17 protein-coding genes and 1 other annotated feature are annotated in these 19,395 nt (G+C 35.9%); of the genes, 4 read left to right on the top strand and 13 right to left on the bottom strand.

Annotated features, from left to right (window positions below; all coding sequences use genetic code 11):
• Positions 1-60: 60 nt before the first annotated feature.
• A complete protein-coding gene (locus BAQ46_RS13445; protein WP_000230341.1) occupies positions 61-1,851 on the bottom strand; it encodes a cation:proton antiporter in 1,791 nt (596 codons plus the stop codon).
• Positions 1,852-2,194: 343 nt separating this feature from the next.
• Here BAQ46_RS13445 and isdG point away from each other — a divergent pair, with 343 nt between their 5' ends.
• A complete protein-coding gene (gene isdG, locus BAQ46_RS13440) occupies positions 2,195-2,518 on the top strand; it encodes a heme oxygenase (protein WP_000587815.1) in 324 nt (107 codons plus the stop codon).
• 66 nt (positions 2,519-2,584) lie between these two features.
• On the opposite strand, the gene srtB is transcribed toward isdG, so the two are convergent.
• The 12 genes from srtB to zapA all read right to left on the bottom strand — a co-directional run bounded on the left by srtB (position 2,585) and on the right by zapA (position 17,713).
• Positions 2,585-3,349, bottom strand: coding sequence for a class B sortase (srtB, locus tag BAQ46_RS13435; RefSeq protein ID WP_001086113.1), 765 nt, complete (start codon positions 3,347-3,349; stop codon positions 2,585-2,587).
• Between the two features lie 32 nt (positions 3,350-3,381).
• Positions 3,382-4,152, bottom strand: a complete 771-nt coding sequence (locus BAQ46_RS13430) for an ABC transporter ATP-binding protein (RefSeq protein ID WP_000403755.1) — start codon at positions 4,150-4,152, stop codon at positions 3,382-3,384.
• The gene (locus BAQ46_RS13425; RefSeq protein WP_001036821.1) at positions 4,142-5,125 is read right to left on the bottom strand and encodes a FecCD family ABC transporter permease; all 984 of its coding nucleotides are present in this window, start codon (positions 5,123-5,125) and stop codon (positions 4,142-4,144) included. The genes BAQ46_RS13430 and BAQ46_RS13425 overlap by 11 nt, the downstream gene beginning before the upstream one ends.
• Before the next feature lie 27 nt (positions 5,126-5,152).
• Positions 5,153-6,034 (bottom strand): heme ABC transporter substrate-binding protein IsdE, encoded by an 882-nt coding sequence (gene isdE / locus BAQ46_RS13420; protein WP_002163510.1) that lies wholly within the window; start codon positions 6,032-6,034, stop codon positions 5,153-5,155.
• 69 nt (positions 6,035-6,103) lie between these two features.
• Complete coding sequence (locus tag BAQ46_RS13415) at positions 6,104-8,779, bottom strand: NEAT domain-containing protein (RefSeq protein ID WP_071742027.1); 2,676 nt, start codon at positions 8,777-8,779, stop codon at positions 6,104-6,106.
• A gap of 51 nt (positions 8,780-8,830) precedes the next feature.
• Entirely contained in the window at positions 8,831-9,556 is a 726-nt protein-coding gene (gene isdC / locus BAQ46_RS13410; protein WP_061132075.1) for a heme uptake protein IsdC, read from the bottom strand.
• A 500-nt stretch (positions 9,557-10,056) separates the two neighbouring features.
• A complete protein-coding gene (gene brnQ6, locus BAQ46_RS13405; RefSeq protein WP_061132074.1) occupies positions 10,057-11,382 on the bottom strand; it encodes a branched-chain amino acid transport system II carrier protein BrnQ6 in 1,326 nt (441 codons plus the stop codon).
• 117 nt (positions 11,383-11,499) lie between these two features.
• Positions 11,500-11,755, bottom strand: a binding site (T-box leader).
• A gap of 108 nt (positions 11,756-11,863) precedes the next feature.
• Positions 11,864-12,553 carry a 23S rRNA pseudouridine(2604) synthase RluF gene (locus BAQ46_RS13400; protein WP_000700722.1) on the bottom strand — a complete coding sequence of 230 codons (690 nt, stop codon included), beginning with the start codon at positions 12,551-12,553 and terminating at the stop codon, positions 11,864-11,866.
• 195 nt (positions 12,554-12,748) lie between these two features.
• Positions 12,749-15,109 carry an endonuclease MutS2 gene (locus tag BAQ46_RS13390; RefSeq protein WP_071742023.1) on the bottom strand — a complete coding sequence of 787 codons (2,361 nt, stop codon included), beginning with the start codon at positions 15,107-15,109 and terminating at the stop codon, positions 12,749-12,751.
• Positions 15,110-15,128: 19 nt separating this feature from the next.
• Complete coding sequence (gene polX / locus BAQ46_RS13385; protein WP_000867555.1) at positions 15,129-16,847, bottom strand: DNA polymerase/3'-5' exonuclease PolX; 1,719 nt, start codon at positions 16,845-16,847, stop codon at positions 15,129-15,131.
• Positions 16,848-16,902: 55 nt separating this feature from the next.
• Positions 16,903-17,442, bottom strand: coding sequence for a CvpA family protein (locus tag BAQ46_RS13380; RefSeq protein WP_000565413.1), 540 nt, complete (start codon positions 17,440-17,442; stop codon positions 16,903-16,905).
• A 1-nt stretch (position 17,443) separates the two neighbouring features.
• Positions 17,444-17,713 (bottom strand): cell division protein ZapA, encoded by a 270-nt coding sequence (zapA, locus tag BAQ46_RS13375; RefSeq protein ID WP_000082701.1) that lies wholly within the window; start codon positions 17,711-17,713, stop codon positions 17,444-17,446.
• Between the two features lie 124 nt (positions 17,714-17,837).
• On the opposite strand from zapA, the gene rnhC reads away from it, so the two are divergent.
• The 3 genes from rnhC (at position 17,838) to BAQ46_RS13360 (ending at position 19,386) form a co-directional block, all read left to right on the top strand.
• A complete protein-coding gene (rnhC, locus tag BAQ46_RS13370) occupies positions 17,838-18,773 on the top strand; it encodes a ribonuclease HIII (RefSeq protein WP_000071600.1) in 936 nt (311 codons plus the stop codon).
• A 116-nt stretch (positions 18,774-18,889) separates the two neighbouring features.
• Positions 18,890-19,159: a hypothetical protein gene (locus BAQ46_RS13365; RefSeq protein ID WP_046198149.1), complete on the top strand. Its 270-nt coding sequence runs from the start codon at positions 18,890-18,892 to the stop codon at positions 19,157-19,159.
• Complete coding sequence (locus tag BAQ46_RS13360; RefSeq protein ID WP_048557713.1) at positions 19,156-19,386, top strand: hypothetical protein; 231 nt, start codon at positions 19,156-19,158, stop codon at positions 19,384-19,386. Before BAQ46_RS13365 ends, BAQ46_RS13360 begins: the two co-directional genes overlap by 4 nt.
• The last annotated feature ends 9 nt before the right edge of the window (positions 19,387-19,395 follow it).

The raw sequence follows: 19,395 nt of genomic DNA, 5'->3' as shown, positions 1-19,395 counted from the left end.
TCTCTATAGGAAGCACTTAAAAAACGAGACTGAAAAACAGCCTCGTTTCACTATACCATATTATTGCTTTGCTAGTACAACTAGCTCATCCCCTGGCATAACAGCTATATATTTATACAATGTTGAAAAAGTAAGACTACCATCTCTATGGCGAATAAATAATATTAAATCCTCTGAATCGATTTCTTCTTTATTAATCTTTTGTTCTTCTGCAACTTGTATCGTTTTAAACGTATAACCATCTTCAATTTTTCTATTTAATTCTTCATAAATTTCATTTTGACCAAACAGTAAATGAGCTTTTTTCGAAAGGGAAATGCGTTCTTGTTCAATCTTTTCTACATCATGGATTGGAAGTAAAAATGTATTATGATGTCCAAACTGTGGTACGTATGTATTTGCGACTAATACATTATAAGAATCCGTATCTGTAACTGCAATTAAGTATTCATACTGATTCATATCAACTTCAAATTGTAACTGTTCAGAGAGTACTTGACCATTATATGTATTAAGCCCTTTCACCTTTGCACATTGCAAATGCTCTTCTGATACATCTACAATTAAGCTCGGAATACCCATCTCTTTACAGTGCAATGCAAAAGCAGATGAGAATGTACTCGCACCTGAAATTAAAATTCCCGGTGGCTCCGTATTCGCCAATCCCAATCTTTTCGCTAAAAATCCAATTGAAAATCCATGAGCACAAACGGTCGTAATAACGAGTGCAAATGTAAGTGCCGTTAATATAGAAGCATCTTTATAACCTTCTTGTAATAACTCCGTCGCAAAGTAACTTGAAACCGTTAATGCAACAATACCTCGCGGCGCAATCCAGCCAACTAGCGCCCGTTCTGCTTTTGTTAACTCTGTGCCGATTGTCGATATCCAAATCGATAAAGGGCGTACAACAAATAGCATCATAAGTACGAAGCTTATAATAGGCCAGCTGAAAATCTCCATAATCGTTGTTCTTGGAAGGGATGCTGTTAATATGATAAAAACAGTCGACGTTAGTAGCACAGAAATATTTTCGTTAAAATGACGAATATCACCGATAGAAGAAATATATTTTTTCATCCGCGCAAGCGTAATCCCCATTACTGTCACAGCTAGCATACCTGTTTCATGCATCACTTCATCCGCAATGCCAAAACATAACAGTACCGTAACTAGCAAAATTGGGGCTTTTAAATATTCTGGTACTTTTCCCTTTAAAATCATATAGCTCATAAAAATACTAAATACATAACCGAGTACCATTGCAAATAATGAACCTGCAAAGAAGTACAGCAACGTATGTAATTGTACATTTTCTTTCGTTAAGAAATTTACAATTTGAAAGGCGAATACAGCAAGCAAAGCGCCAAATGGATCAACGATAATCCCTTCCCATTTTAAAATTGCAGCTGTTCTTGGTTTTAATCGCGCTTGGCGTAACAACGGAATAATTACCGTTGGACCTGTCACAATAAAAAGTCCTCCAATAATAAATGCAACCGCCCAATCTAATCCAGCGACGTAATGAGCTGCAAGTGAGCCAGCAATCCACGCGATAAACGCACCAAACGTAACGATACGAAATACTGGTTTTGATAGCCCCCTCAGTTCACGTATATCTAAACTTAAACTACCCTCAAACAATATAATCGCAACAGAGAGTGATACGAGTGGACTAAAAACATCCCCAAGCACCTCTTTTGGATTAATAATACCGAAAACCGGACCAATTAATAATCCAGCAACTGCCATAACAACAATCGCAGGAAGCTGGAAGCGCCATGCAGTCCATTGTGAAGCAATACCTAATGTAATAATAATAACGATACTAAGTAAAAGTGATTCAACCATAATGCCCTCCTTGTTCATAGTATTGCGACAGCAAAGTATAAACCATACTTTACTTCTATATATTTTCGATTGATTCTATTTACACAATATATAACCAAGTTAAATATATAGTCAACAGGAGGATATTATACTACATAAAGTGAAACTTTAATCAGCCCGCCCTCCACCTAACTTCTTCGCTTTCGCTAAATTTTGAGGTGGGGGTCTTACTGCCCAACAAATAGCGGGATTAAAAATATTATCATAATTTAAGATTACCATTGACAATGATAATGATTTTCATTATCATTTAATGTATATGAATTCTCGAAAATAAAGGCTACAACTTATAGGAGGAATAAACATGATTATTGTTACAAATACAGCTAAAATTACAAAGGGAAATGGACATAAATTAATTGATCGTTTTAATAAAGTAGGTCAAGTCGAAACAATGCCAGGATTTTTAGGATTAGAAGTTCTTCTAACGCAAAATACAGTTGATTATGACGAGGTAACAATTAGCACGCGCTGGAATGCAAAAGAAGATTTCCAAGGTTGGACAAAGAGCCCAGCATTTAAAGCTGCTCACTCCCATCAAGGCGGAATGCCAGATTATATTCTTGATAATAAAATCTCTTACTATGATGTAAAAGTTGTACGTATGCCAATGGCTGCAGCACAGTAAAAACTGTTTTTTTAAAGTATAGAATATGAGAAGCGTTACCACTTCTCATATTCTATACTTTTTTATTTACTGTCTTTTTACTAGTTTCGCATGTACGACTAATCTTCCTGCTTCTGGATCAAGTGCATAGTCACATGTAGAAAGTGTTATAATTTCATCATTAGCCGTCAATTTCGTATCCGTTTTGTAAAGGGATTTATCTTGAATTTGCTTTAAGAATGCTGTATACGCTGCATCGCTTTCAAAATCCGTTTCAATGTAATAAAAGTCCGTCGTTGTCGTATATACTGAAAAAACTTCAACGTCGTATCCTTCAAATAATGTGTCGTAATACAATTTACGATGGGACATGAAGAAATCTTCATCCAACATCTTTTTTAAACTTCCAAACATAGAACCGTCCTTCATACGATGACCATATAAAATAGTATTTCGGTTTTGAGATTTCACATCATTACGATAATCCATAAAAATACTTCCCGCTCTCATATCCTCGCCTTTATAATTACGAAATAAATAGTAATCATTATCCTTCGCTTGAACGATTGGATAATTGATTTGTGTATCATCCATCGTAATCCATCCCACTATTTCTGGATTAATTTTTTGGAGAGCTTGAAACTGTTTACGTACTTCCCCATCTTCTGATTTTTCTTCCATTGGACTTCTCTTATAAATATGTTGCGCTTCAGCCATTACTTTACGATTTTCATAATAATCCATGAAAATCCCACCCAATTCATACATTGAATAGAAAAAGATTCCTAAAAATACAATTGTAAGTATTCGTTGAAAAAAAGAATTCTTTTTCCGTTCTTTCTTACTATTCAAATTATCACCTCAAAACGGATTATGCCCAGCCTTTAAATTCCCATTGGTACCATGTATAACCCTGTATCTTCGTCTTGTTTTACAACGACATCTACACCATATATTGCTTTAACCATTTCTTCTGTTATTACCTCATTAGGATTACCTTTCGTAACAATTTCCCCATCTTTCATAACGATAATATGATCACTATAACGAATGGCTTGATTAATATCATGTAGTACCATCACAATCGTTAATCCATACACTTCATTTAACTCTTTCACTAACTCTAATATTTCTAGCTGATAATAAATATCTAAATATGTTGTCGGTTCATCTAAGAAAAGCATTGGTGTACTTTGAGCTAATGTCATCGCGATCCAAACTCGCTGTCTCTCTCCGCCCGATAAAGCATGAATTGGCTTTTCACGCTTACTTTGCAAATTTGTACATGTTAGTGCACGCTCAATTGCTTCTCTATCTTCATCAGTTTGCGAAGAAAAAACATTTTTATATGGCATACGCCCAAAGCTTATTAGTTTTTCCACTGTAATATCTGCTGGCGCCTCATTTTGTTGATGGACAACAGCTAACTTTCTAGCAAACTCTTTCGGTTTATACTCACTAATCGTTTTTCCATCAAGTATTACTTCCCCACTATTAGGAGCATGATTTCTAGACATAACACCAAGTAATGTTGATTTTCCGCAACCATTCGGACCAATGATTGTTGTAATTTTCCCAATCTCTATTTCACTACTAACAGACTTTAAACGATTTGTTACATTATCGTATGAAAAGGTTACATTTTTAATTTCCATGAACTTTATCACTCTTTCTAAGCAAGAATATTAAGAATGGTCCACCAATAACTGCCATAATCGTCGCCGCTGGAATTTCGTTAGGTGGTACAATTAACCTTCCAATCGTATCCGCCGTCAAAATTAATAACGCTCCTGCAAGAGCAGAAAATGGAATTAATACTTTATGATCTGAACCGACTAATTGCCTTGAAATGTGCGGAACGAGTAATCCTACAAAAGCAATAACACCTGCAATCGCTGTTGATACTGCAGCTAAGAGTACTGCAATAGCAGAAATAATAAGACGAACTCTCGTCACGTGCAAACCTAAGTTTTTCGCAGTCTTATCTTGTAGCGATAATAAATTACACCAAGCTCCTACAAACAGTGCAAGAACCAAACCAATTGTTCCATACGTAACCATTATTTCTACATCGCCCCACGTCTTCATCGTTATATTAGAAGTCGTCGTTTGCTTAATACTCTTAATGAAATATCCACAAATCGTAATGAAAGATTCATTTAATCCAGTAAACATCGCATTAATAGCTATACCAACTAAAATAATACGAAGTGGACTTAACCCTGACTTCCATGAAAAGGCATAAACGAGATAACACGCAAACGCACCACCTAAAAAGGCGAATACTGGTGTCCAGAAAAAGAATTGCGGGAATAACGTAATAATAACAAGTGTCATAAAACTTGCTCCTGAAGATATACCGATTACCCCAGCATCGGCAAGTGGATTTTTCATTACAGCTTGAAAAAGAACACCAGAAACAGCAAGAGCCGCCCCAGTGAACAGTGCAATAATAATGCGCGGGAAACGTAAATCTTTAATGACCTCAACATCTTCATTTGCCCCTGTAAATATCCCTTGTACAAGGTCAACGATACCAACCTCTAAACTCCCTTTCATCGCTGACAATGACGTCATAACAATAAGCAATACAGTAACAATGAAGAAACTCCAAGTTTTTTTATTCATTTCACTCTTCCTTTATATGAAAATGCATCACGGATACATCATTTTCTTCAATTCATCTAAAGCTTCGATTGCTGCTAAATTTCCTGTCGTTCCAAATAAACGCTCTTCTAAATCGTAAACACGATTATTTTTAACTGCAGCGAAGTGTTTCCAAATATCATTTGTTTTAAATTCTTTATCAAACATTTTTACAACTTCATCAGGCATACCATGAGCTGCTCGTAAAATAATATCCGGATCAGCTTTCTTTAAATACTCTGTATTAGAAGCTAAATATTCTACTTGTTCACCTTGTACAATATTTTTACCACCTAGTTGTTTCACTAAATCACCAATATAGGAATGCTCAGTTGCTACTAAATAGCTCCCCGGTACACCTAATAAAATAAGCACTGTCGGTTCTTTCTTTCCTTTTACTTCTTTTTGAATGCTAGCAACCTTTTTATCTAACTTCGTTACAACTGCTTCAGCCTGCTTTTCGCGTCCATATTGCTTACCTAAATTACTAATGGAATTTTGCATATTTTTTAAACTAGTTAAGTCCACAAAATTTGCTTTCATACCTACACCGTCAAACACTGGCTTTAATTCATATTCAAGTGTTGTCACGGATAATACTTCTGACGGCTTTAACGACTTTACTTTTTCCATATCAGGACTCATCGGATTCCCGACTTCAGGTAAACCTTTATATCGCTTCGGTAAGGTTTTAGAACTAGTTGGAACACCAACTAAATCTACTTCTAACACATCCATAATTTCAGTAACAGCGACTGTCGTTGCAACAATTCGCTCTTTACTTTCACTCTTTACTTGCTTCGCAGTTTCTTTTTTAGGTGATGAGCACCCAGCTATACTCACTAATAAAATGATAGCCATTAGTACACTTGCAATTTTCCTCACTCTCAATCACCACTCCTTTCCAAACAATATGAAACAAGTCTTGATGCACGCGAACATGCATCAAGACTCCAAAAATTACAATCTACCTGCTCTATATTTACGAACTAGTAAAGCAAGTGAACCTAGCAGTAACATCATGTATAAACCAAGTTGTGCTGTATCTGCAGTTTTTGAGTTTTTCTCTTTTTTCGAATCATTATTTGTAGCTTCGTTTTTCTTTTTACCATCTGCATTTCGGTTAAAATCAGGAGTTCCTACTGTTTTTACATTATCTACTTTTGGTGTAGTTACTGGGTTTTTCGGTTCATTCTTTGGCTCTTCTTTTACCGTTCCTACAGCGCCAATCTTCGTCGTATCAAATTGAATTTGTACGTCGTAGAAATGATGGTAATTCATTGAATCGATATCTACTTTTACTTTTGCATTTAATTTTGCAAATAAATCATTAGCTTCAAATTCTACGACTCTTGTATTGGCAGCCTTATCTTCACTTACTACTTTTGCATCTGCAAATCCACCATTATTTTCTGTTTGGAATTTCGTAATCCAGTCACTATTTTTCAGTGTCATTGCAACATACTTCTTGCCATCTTTCACTGTTAATCTTGCTGGACTTACAACATATTGATTCATCATTGAAATTTCTTCTGTCTTATCTTTTAACACTTTAAAAGCAATATCGTACTGACCATCTTTTAAATTTTTCGGATCAACTGTTGGGTTTTCATTTAGATTATTCGTTCCATCTTGGTTGTCGTTTCCGCCTTGGTTGTCGCTTCCGATTTGATTACCATTACCATCTTGGTTAGTATCTCCACCTTGGTTACCTAAAGCTTTAATACTTCCTTTATCGAATGCAAATTGAATATCATAGAAATGATGATAATTCATTGCATCGATATCTACCTTCACTTTTGCATTTAACTTTTTCGATAAATCAGCTACTTCCACTTCTACTACTCTTGTATCTTTCTCTTTATTTGTACCTAATACTTGCGCATCGACGAACGCACCATTCTTTTCAAACTCAAACTTCGTAATCCATGAGCTATTTGTTAATGTGAAGGATACATATTTCTTGCCATCTTTCACTTTTAATACACCTGGATTCTTCGTATATGTGTTCATCATTGAAATTTCTTCTGTTTTATCTTTTAACACTTTAAAACCGATACTGTATTCACCGTCTTTAAGAGCGTTTGGATCAATTGCTGTGTTATCGTCTTGGTTGTTGTTTCCACCTTGGTTGTTATTTCCGCCTTGGTTGTCATTTTCGCCTTGGTTGTTGTTTCCACCTTGGTTGTTGTTTCCACCTTGGTTGTCATTTTCGCCTTGGTTGTTGTTTCCACCTTGGTTGTCATTTTCGCCTTGGTTATCGTTTCCATCTTGGTCATTACTTCCGCCTTGATTGTTGTTTCCACCTTGGTTGTCTAACGGTTGAATACTATCGTTATCAAATGCAAATTGAATATCATAGAAATGGTGATAATTCATTGAATCAATATCTACTTTCACTTTTGCATTTAGTTTCTTAGATAAATCAGCTACTTCCACTTCTACTACACGTGTATCAGCTTTCTTATCTTCACTTAATACACTTGCATCAACAAATGAATTATTCTTTTCAAATTCAAACTTTGTAATCCATGAGCTATTTGTTAATGTGAAGGATACATATTTCTTTCCATCTTTCACTTTTAATACACCTGGACTCTTCGTGTACGTATTCATCATTGAAATTTCTTCTGTTTTATCTTTCAATACTTTAAAACCAATATTGTATTCACCATCTTTAATGGTATCTCCGTCTGGTTGTTTGTCTTCACTTTTAATAGCTTCCAATTTGTCTTGTTCAAATACAAGTTGTACGTCATGCGTTTGTTTATAATTTCTTGATGCCATCTCAATAAATACTTTTGTATTAAGTTTTTTCGATAAATCAGCTACTTCAAACTCTACTACTCTTGTATCTTTTTCTTTATCTTCACTCACTACTTTTGCATCAACAAATGCACCATCTTTTTCCGTTTGGAAATTTTTAATTAATGAGCTACTTTTTAACGTTACAACCGCTTTTTTCTTACCATTTTCTACTTTCAATACTCCTGGATTTTCCATGTAACTATTCATTTTAGATTCTTCATCTGTTTGATCTTTTAACACTTTGAAAGGAATGCTGTACGCACCATCTTCAATTGTGTTAGAATTTGGTTGTTGATCTGGGTCAGGCTTTTGGTCGGGCTTCTGACCTGGATCCGTAGTTTCATTTGGATCTGGCTTATTAGCTGGGTCCTCTTTTTCATCTGGTTTTTCTACATGAATTGGTGTAATGCTATTTTGATCAAATGCAATACGAACATCATATTCATGATGATAGTTCAGAAAATCAATATCTACTTTTACTTTCGCTTTTAATATCTTCTCTACATCTTCCACATCGAATTCTACTACTCTTGTATCTTTTTCTTTATCTTCACTAATTACATTTGTCTCAACAAGTTGACCTGCTTTGTCTGTTTCAAATTTCGTAATCCATGAACTATTTTTTAATGTAAAGGATACTTTCTTTTTCCCATCCTTCACTTTTAAAGTTCCTGGACTTACAGAGTATTCATTCATCATGGATACTTCATCCGATGCGTCTTTAAGAACTTTAAAACCGATTGAGTATTCACCGTCAGCTAATTGAGTAGCTGCTTGAACTGCAAGTGGTTGTAGTGTTGATACGAATGTAAATATCATTAAAAACATAGCAACAACAATCTTAAGATACCTGTTCAATGAAATAACGCTCCTTTTTATTTATTTATTAAACTTCACGTTACGAATTAAGAAAACACCTGAAATAAGAATTAACACCGCAAATAATCCGATACGTGCTTCATCGCCTGTTTTAGGATTATCTGTTTTTTCAGCTTTACCATTTTCATTTTTTGTATCTTTATTTGTCTCTTTGTTCGCTTCTTTTGTTGTTTCTTTATTCTCTACTTTTGCTTTCTCTTCTTTAACTTGTGTACCTGTTTTCGTTTGATCATTGTTTTTTGTTGTAGCAGCCGCGCCGTTATCTCCACCTACAGCTTTTACATTTGCATCAAAAGCAAAACGAATTGTGTAGTGGTGGTCATAGTTTGCACTTGGTACGACAACATGAATTTTTACTCCTAATGGTTTTGATAAATCATCAATTTTAAATTCAACCGTTCTTTTATCAGCAGCCTCGTCCTTGCTAACTACTTTTGCATCAACAAAATTCCCGTTTTCAGGTGCTTTAAATTCTGTAATCCAAGCACTATGATTCATCGGGATTTGCACTCTCATCTCACCATTTTTCACAATTAGCTTAGCTGGTTTTTCAAAATAATCATTTGCCATTGAAGCTGAATCATTTTCTGCTTTTTGAATGACATAGTTAATGTCATACGTACCGTCAGCTAGTTGTGCTGAAACTTTCCCATATGGCATGATAAGAAAAGCTAGCATACATACGAACGTTATAATAAAAGCGGGTAATACAGAAATCTTTCTCATTTGGCTTACTTCCTCCTTGTTTATCTTTCATCCATACTCTTTGAAAATGATAATTATTCTCATTATATTAGAAAAAAATAATAATCTTCTATCCTTATTTAATTGTAATTTGTTTATGTAATACAGATATTATTGATTATCATTCTCAATTCATGTTAAAAATAATATCCCTCTCTATTCTTTATAAAGAGCGATTCTTATTTTAACATAAGTCTCTATTTATTTTGTTGATTATCATTCTCAATGAATCTCAAAAAAAATAAAACTATCCATCTTCCTACTTGATCACCTCTATCTACAAAAATAATATTGTTATAGAAAACCTTATACCTTTCACTCCTCACTTTCCTTCCAATATTTCCACAACTAAGTCAATCTTAGCCTACTCATAATTTTTTTGTCAACTATATTACGTATAAAACTTTAAATATCTGAATTTCCTTATATGTGGCTTTTTCTACAAAAAAAAGAGGCTTTCTTTCATAGAAAGCCTCTTTTCTCTATTTTTCTACAGCAACTTCTTGCTTTTGAAACAATGAAATGACATATCCAATTACAATACCTACTAGAGCAGGAACGAACCAACCAATCCCAACACTATATAATGGAATTTTATTTAAAATTGGTGTTAATGCTGCAATCTCAAGATTTGCATTGTGTAACCCATCAAAGAAGCTAATCATGAATGCTCCTACAATACCACCTACATACATGACTAAAGGAAGACGAATATAGTTTTCAACCAGTGATAATATAATTAGCACGATACCAATTGGGTAAATTGCGATTAAGATTGGTAATGCTAATGCATTTAACTGAGTTAAACCAAGATTCGCTACCATAAATGCTAATACACAGAAAATGAAAACAACTTTTTGATAAGAAAGCTTCGGTAATAAAGAAGAGAAATATTCTCCGCAAGCTGCGACAATCCCTACTGAAGTTGTTAAACATGCTGCTGAAATTGCGATTCCTAATAATAAAGTTCCGTAACTACCGAATAAATGATTTACAACGTTTGTTAAAATAATTCCGCCGTTTGCCCCCATTCCAAGAGAGACACTAGAAGCTCCGAGATAAGCAAGCGCTAAGTAAACGAGTAGTAAACCAAGTGCTGCAATAAATCCTGCAAAAATTGTTACTTTTGCAATGCTATTTTTATTTGTAATACCTTTTTCTTTTAACGCATGAATTACAACATTTCCGAATACAAGTGCTGCAAGTCCATCTAAAGTTAAATATCCGTCAATAAAACCTTTAAATAGCGGAGCACTATATGCTTCTGTCGGTGCACCAAATTCACCCATTGGTGTAATAAGTGCTTTACCTACAATAATTGCAATAACAGCTAATAAAATCGGAGTTAATACTTTACCGATGCGGCCCACTAATTTTGATGGGTTTAAAGCTAAATAGAAAGTGAGAGCAAAGAAAATAAATGTAAAGATAACAAGTGGATACGATTGACCAGCTATTTCACTTGGTAAAAATGGTGCAACACTCATTTCATAAGCAACCGTTCCTGTACGCGGCACACTTACGAATACGCCTAAACATAAATAAATTGCAGTAATAAAAACTAGTGCGAATATAGGGTGTACACGCCCTGCTAGCTCATTAATATCTCCCTTTAAAGCTATAACGATAACTCCTAATAAAGGCAATCCAACGCCTGTTACGACAAAACCAAATAGCGCGATCCATACATCTGTTCCAGCGCCTTGTCCTAATGCTGGTGGAAAAATCATATTACCCGCACCGAAAAATAGTGCAAATAACATTAAACTTATTGCAAACATCTCAGAAAACTTTAAAGATGATTTCATTTCTACTAACCTCCTACATAATTATAAATTAACAAAATATTCTGAATTAAAATCCGTCATATATCCTCTTTCAAGCATACTTCCCCGTAAAAGAACGCAAAAAACACCCGTCCCTAACAAAGGGACGAGTGTTGAAATCGTGGTTCCACCCTTATTCTAATAAAATGAATTTATAGCGAAATAAGCTCATTTTATAGCTCGTGTAAATTGATAACGGTTTTATCCGCCAAGAATTACAATGCATCATGTATGCAGTTCACTCTTGAAGTTTAGAGGTGGTAAGCTTGTCTTTTCGTATTAGGAAGCTCACAGCCTAAGGCTTCCCTCTCTGAGAATCGTAAAAAACAACTCATGTCCTCATCATTACTTTTATAAAATATCTTGTCGAAACTTGTTGTTTTTTATTATATGGGCTATTTTTTAAAAAATCAATAGTTTTATTTTTTCTGACAAAAAAATATAGGGAGAAAATTCCCCCTCCCTATAACTGCCCTATTAAAATTTCTAACTCTTCAGCTGTAACGCTCCGCCACTTTCCAACTTCAAGCTCATTTAGCTCTATATTCATAATGCGTACTCGCTTTAACTTTGTTACAGTAAACCCGAAAGCTCGACTCATTCTACGAATTTGTCTGTTCATTCCTTGCGTTAAAACGATGCGAAATGTAGACTGATCCACTCTCGTCACTTTACATGGCTTCGTCATTCCATCTTTGATCTTTACACCGCTGGACATCTCATCAATAAACCAGTCCGTAAAAGGTTTATCGACTGTGACAACATATTCCTTCTCGTGCTCATGATCACCATGTAAAATTTGATTCGCAATCGCACCGTCATTCGTTAATAAAATAAGGCCTTCTGACGCTTTATCTAATCGCCCAACTGGAAAGATTCGCTCTGGGTAATTGATATAATCAATAATATTATCTTCAATATGATCAGCTGCTGTACAAGTAATGCCAACTGGCTTATGAAAGGCGATATACACCTTTTCTTTCTCTTCTTTTGCAAGAACCTGTCCATCAATCGTTACTACATCACCATCGCCTACGAGTGCACCGTGCGTACATATTTCGCCGTTAATAGCCACGCGTCCAGCTTTAATAAGGCGATCTGTTTCACGTCTGGAGCATGATTTTGCTTCGCTTATGTATTGGTTGATTTTCATAGCTTATTCCTTTTCATATATATTAAAAGCGTCAATCTATGGCAATATCATTATGCCACGATTGACGCTCGTTTACTTCGCAAAAACAACTAAATAAATAACCCCAATCACCAAAAATATTCCGCAACAAGCTAACAATACTTTTGCAAGTTTGTCCATAAACATATAATGGTTTCCCCTTTGTTTCGTTGTTTTCTATTTTAATTCGACAACTGTTACGCCTAGGCCTCCCTCGCCCATGTCACCGTAACGGAATGTTTTCACACCACGATGCTTCTTCAAGTAATCTTGAACACCTTGGCGAAGTGCTCCTGTTCCTTTACCGTGAATGATTGATACACGAGGATAGCTTGCAAGCTGGGCATCGTCTAAATATTTCTCGACGCGCGCCATTGCATTTTCAAATCGTTCACCACGAAGGTCAAGTTCTAATGAAACGTGATAATCTCTACCTTTTACTGTTGCAACTGCTTTTTTCTCTGTTTGTTTCGGTGTATTAATGTATTCCATATTAGATTCTTTTACTTTCATCTTCAGAATACCAATTTGTACGCTCCACTCTGTATCGCTTACTTTTTCAAGCAATTGACCTTTTTGACCGAACGTTAATACTTTTACTTCATCACCTGCGCGCAACTGTTGTTTCGGCGCAGTATTTTTCACATTTACTTTTTGTTTCTTCACAAGCTCTGGTGCTGCGCCTTCTAGACGGCTCTTCGCTTCAATTAACTCGTGATCTTTCACGTTTGCAAGCTGTGCTTTACGCAACTGACGAAGTTCTTGAATAATGCCTTCTGCCTCTTTCTTTGCAGCTTCGACTTTTTCTTCCCCTTCTTTTTGCGCTTTTAATAATCGTTCATCACGCTCTTCGTTAAATTCAATAATTTGACGTTGTAATTCACGATGCAGTTTTTCAGATTGCTTACGAAGTGCTTCTGCTTCGTTCCAGTCACGCTCTGCATTCTTTTGACTTTCTTCTAACTTCGCAATCATATTTTCAATTTTGTTTGTATCTGTACTAATGTGATTGCGTGCTTGCTCAATGACACGATCAGATAACCCAAGGCGTTTCGAAATTTCAAAGGCATTACTACGTCCTGGTACACCGATTAATAATTTATACGTTGGACTTAATGTATTTACATCAAACTCAACGCTCGCATTGATAACTTGCTCACGATTATATCCGTATGCTTTTAATTCTGGGTAATGCGTCGTAGCAACAACGCGAGCACCGCGATTACATACTTCATCTAAAATTGAAATGGCAAGTGCAGCCCCTTCTTGCGGGTCTGTTCCAGCACCTAATTCATCGAATAAAACTAAGCTTTCAAAATCAGCTTTTTCTAAAATATCAACAATGTTCACCATATGTGAGGAGAACGTACTTAAACTTTGTTCAATCGATTGCTCATCACCGATATCAGCAAATATATTTTTAAACACACAAATCTCTGACTCATCCATTACTGGAATGTGAAGACCAGATTGTGCCATTAATACGCAAATACCAACTGTTTTCAGCGTAACTGTTTTACCACCTGTATTCGGTCCTGTAATAACAATTGTCGTAAAATCTTTCCCTAACATAATGTTATTTGGCACAATAACTTCTGGATCGATAAGCGGATGACGTGCTTGTTTTAAATCCATGTAACGCTCGTTATTTACGATTGGTTTCGTTGCTTTAATTCGCTTCGCATAGAAAGCTTTCGCAAAAATGAAGTCAAGATTTGCAACTACTTCTACGTTTGATAAAACGATATCGGCTTCTACTGCCACTTCTTCTGTTAACATTAATAAGATGCGTTCGATTTCTTGTTTTTCTTTCACACGTGCTTCTTGGAGCGCGTTATTTAACTCTACAATGACTTGCGGTTCAATAAATAACGTTTGTCCCGAAGCTGATTGATCATGAACAATACCGCCATATACGCCGCGGTATTCTTGTTTTACTGGGATTACGTAACGTTCATTACGAATCGTTACAATTGAGTCAGACAGCATCTTTTGCGCGTTTGAAGAACGCGTCATATTTTCTAACTTTTCACGAATACGGCTTTCCGCAGTACGAATTTGAGTACGAATACCACGCAGTTTATCACTTGCGCTATCGACTACTTCACCGCCATCACCGATGCAATTTGTAATTTTCTTTTCTAAATCATATAAAGATACAATTTGAGCGACATGAGTTTCTAAAATCGGAAGCTCGACACCATTATCAACCATATCTTCAATGAAACGTTTCATATTGCGACTACCATACATCGTATTCGCAATATCAAGTAGTTCATTCGGACTTAACATACTTCCAATCTTTGCACGCTTCACATTGGAGCGAATATCCGTAATACCACCTAATGGCGCACTACCTTTTAAACGAATGACTTTCGCTGCTTCATCCGTTGTATCTTGCATCTCTACAATTTCTTCAAAATCAGTGCTCGGCACTAAGTTCTTCACTTTGTCACGACCAAGTGAAGATGCTGTATGTTCAAGTAATTGTTCTTTTACTTTATTATATTCTAATACACGCAACGTTCTTTCTAACATGTTGCAGGTCCCCCTTGTGTTACTTATTACGTTTAATATAGTCTAATAAACGTTCAATATCCCACGTGTTAATCACGTTATCTTTTTGAATCCAACCTTTACGTGCTGCCGCTACACCTGTTTCCATATCTTCTAACATTTCAAGTGTATGAGCATCCGTGTTAATCGCTACTTTTACACCAGCATCTTGTGCTTGTTTTAATAATTTCGCGCTTAAATCTAGACGGTTTGGATTCGCATTTAATTCTAAAACTGTATTTGTTTCTTTTGCGAGTTCGATTAATAAGTCTGTATCTACATCATAACCTTCACGGCGTCCAAGGAGACGTCCTGTCGGATGGGCAATCATTGTGACATGCTTATTCTCTAGTGCAGCACGAAGACGTTTCATAATCGTTTCACGGTCTTGTGAGAAGCTAGAGTGAATTGCTCCAATGACATAATCTAGTTCTGCTAATACTTCATCATCAAAATCAAGCGAGGCATCCGGTAAAATGTCCATTTCAATTCCGCGTAAAATTGTAATGTCTGGATACTTTTCGTTCATACGTTCAATTTCTTTCGCTTGTTCACGAAGGCGCTCTTTCGTTAAACCGTTCGCTACTTTCAAGTATTGTGAGTGATCAGTAATTGCCATAAACTTATATCCACGAGCACGGCACGCTTGTACCATCTCTTCAATAGAAAAAGCACCGTCACTCCATGTTGTATGCATATGTAAATCACCTTGTATGTCAGAGAACTGAATTAAGTTTGGATACTCTTTAATTAATTCAATTTCTTTTCCATCTTCACGAACTTCTGGCGGGATAAATGGAAGACCGAAATGAGCAAAGAATTCTTCTTCAGTCTCAAATGTTTTCACTTCCCCTGTTTCCAAGTTCTCTACACCGTACTCACTAATTTTCTCGCCTTTATCTTTTGCGATTTGACGCATTTTTACGTTATGGTCTTTGGATCCTGTGAAATGGTGAAGAGTTGTAATAAACTCTTCTGGTTTTACTAAGCGAAAATCAATTGAAATATCATATTCATATTGAAGACGAACAGAAACTTTCGTATCCCCGCTCGCGATTACTTCAATCATATTATCAAATTGTAGTAAATGCTCACGTACTGCAGCTGGTTCTGTCGTTGCAATAATAAAGTCTAAATCTTTTACTGTTTCACGAACACGGCGCAAACTACCAGCGCGAGAGAAACGAATTACCTCAGCAATATTCGACAATTTCTCCTCTATTTCCCCGGCAATAGGCAATACCATCGCGATTGGTAAACGCTCTGGACGAGATCCTACTTGATCGATTGCTTCTAATATTTTCTCTTCTGTTTTTTTGCCGAAACCAGCTAAAGCTTGTACTTTATTTTCCTCACAAACCGCTTTTAGCGATTCCATATCAACAACACCAAGTTCTTTATATAACTTAGCTACCTTTTTACCACCTAGGCCTGGCAATTTTAATAACGGTAATAAGCTACTTGGCACTTCTTGTTCAAGCTCTTGTAATACTTCAGATGTTCCCGACTCTATATATTCTTGAATAACTGCTGCTGTTCCTTTTCCAATGCCCGGAATCTTCGTGAAATCTTCAATCTCAGAAAGACTACGATCATCACTTTCTAATGCTGCTGCCGCTTTACGAAATGCAGATATTTTAAATGGATTCGCGCCCTTTAGTTCCATAAAAAGCCCGATTGTCTCTAATAATTTGATAACTTGTTTTTTATTTACTTTCATCATTGTCCCGCCTTTCTTTCATAGAAAAAAACTTCTCTTTCCGAAAAAAGAGAAGTTATACTCTGCTACCTGTCTGCCATAGTTCCTTCACCTTTTCAGAGAGAATCGGTGTATCGTCTACAATTATTTTGCTAATTGATGATTGTTGTAATGGTGTTTGTAATTGTTCAATCGGAAGAATGTTTCCAATGATAATTAAGACAAACAAAATAATATATACTTCTAAAAATCCGAGGAGTGCCCCCGCAAACGCATTTACTTGCTTTAAAACCGGTATTTCTGCAAACATATTTAACAAATTACCAAGTAATGAAAGTGCAATTTTTGTGATAATAAACAATATGATAAACGCAAGCGCTTGATAAAATACTGTCTCAATATTATTTGCATCAATCCATTCTGGAACAGATACATTTTTATCAAATGGATACGGAATAAATTTCGCAAGTGCTGGCGCTAAATCTTTACAGTACCAGTATGCAACAAGGTATGCGATAATAAAGCTTGTTAACTTTACAAGTTGCAGAATAAACCCTCTGCGTAAGCCGAGGAAAAATCCCATAACAAGCAGTAAAATGATAATAATATCAATCATGTTATTCCATTCCTTTTTTTGTCATACTTTCTTTCAATTTCTCATGTTCTTCTTTTAATTTTATGTAATCGTGTATGACGTTTACCGCCGTCAATACCGCTAGTCTACTCGTGTCAAGCGAAGGATTCTTGGCATTGAGTTCGCGCATTTTATCATCCACAATCGCTGCTACCATGCGGATATGACTTGTACTTTCATCGCCAACAACTGAATATTGCTGACCATAGATTTCTACATTAATTCGACTTTTCTTTCCCTTTTGTTGTGACAACTCACCGGCCTCCAATCACGTACAGAATCCTAAAGTTTATCATACCATGAACCTTCATAATATGGAAACAGAAAGAACAATCCGATATGATAAAAATAACAATATAAAAAAAGGGGTGACCATTATGTCAAATTCTATCGTAATTCAAACAAATTCTACAGTAATTGAAGACATGAAACAACAATATAAACATTCGCTTAGCCCGAAAACTCCACAAGGCGGAATCTTCATGGCAAAAGTGCCATCTTGCACAATCACAGCGTATAAATCTGGAAAAGTAATGTTCCAAGGTGGACGTGCTGAAGCAGAAGCTTCTCGTTGGCAAACTGTCTCTCAAACACCGAAAACAGCTGTAAAAAGATCTGTTGATTCACACCGTTATGCACCGCCTGCTTCCATCGGTACAATGTCGATCGTAGGGTCAGATGAAGTGGGGACTGGTGATTTCTTCGGACCGATGACAGTCGTTGCTGTATATGTGGATGCGAAGCAAATTCCACTACTAAAAGAACTTGGTGTAAAAGACTCTAAAAACTTAAATGACGAACAAATTACTGCCATTGCAAAACAACTTCTACACGTTGTTCCTTACAGCTCTCTCGTTCTTCATAACGAAAAATATAACGAGCTATTTGATAAAGGAAACAACCAAGGTAAACTAAAAGCTTTGCTACATAATAAAGCTATTACAAACTTATTAGCTAAAATGGCACCTATAAAACCTGAAGGCGTCTTAATCGACCAATTCACACAGCCTGATACATACTACAAATATTTAGCAAAACAAAAACAGGTACAACGTGAAAATGTTTACTTCGCAACGAAAGGCGAAAGCGTCCATTTAGCAGTAGCCGCCGCCTCCATTTTAGCTCGTTACTCATTCGTAAAACAATTTAACGAACTAAGCAAAAAAGCTGGTATGCCCCTTCCAAAAGGTGCTGGTAAACAAGTTGATATCGCCGCCGCTAAATTAATTCAAAAGCTTGGTAAAGAACGATTACCTGAGTTTGTGAAACTGCATTTTGCTAATACGGAAAAGGCGTTTCGCTTACTAAAATAGTATCGACAAAAACAGGAGCCTACAAACTCCTGTTTTTTGTTTCATCCTACTATTATCCTTATAGTTTTGTTATAATTATAATATACAGATTATTCTAACATAGGAGGGGATCCCTATTGCTACTTCTACAAATGATTCTAAATATTTTACTAGGTAATCCACACGAAAGACAGTTCGAAATTAGGGAAAACATTCATCTACTAAGCGAACAACGAGAGTTCAACGATTTAATAGAGCGCTATGGTCGATCTTTCTTATTAAACTTTCGGATTCGAAGATTTATCGGGAAACACGATGCCCGCTTGTTAATACATAATCCAGCAAAACTACAACACTTCTGTGAGGAACTTGAATGTATGATTAGAAAAAGGAGGTTTTTCATATGAACGCTGTAAAAGTTAAAAAGGTATTATATGCTTTCGTACACATCGTAGGTCCTCTATCTTACCTCACTATTTCTACCATTTGGGGAGCTTTTTTCACTACTAAATCTACATTTGAAAATATATCTGATAATCTTGGCGTGATGGCCATCTATTACGTGTTCATGAGTTTACTGTGGTTTTTCTATTTCGATCGATTAGACAAAGATGTAGATAAAGTGAAACTTTAATCAGTGGGG

Origin of the sequence: Bacillus paranthracis (assembly GCF_001883995.1) — a bacterium.
Taxonomy (GTDB): Bacteria; Bacillota; Bacilli; order Bacillales; family Bacillaceae_G; genus Bacillus_A; species Bacillus_A paranthracis.
The sequence above is the reverse complement of the archived record's forward strand: the minus strand, read 5'-3'. Positions and strand labels throughout refer to the sequence as shown.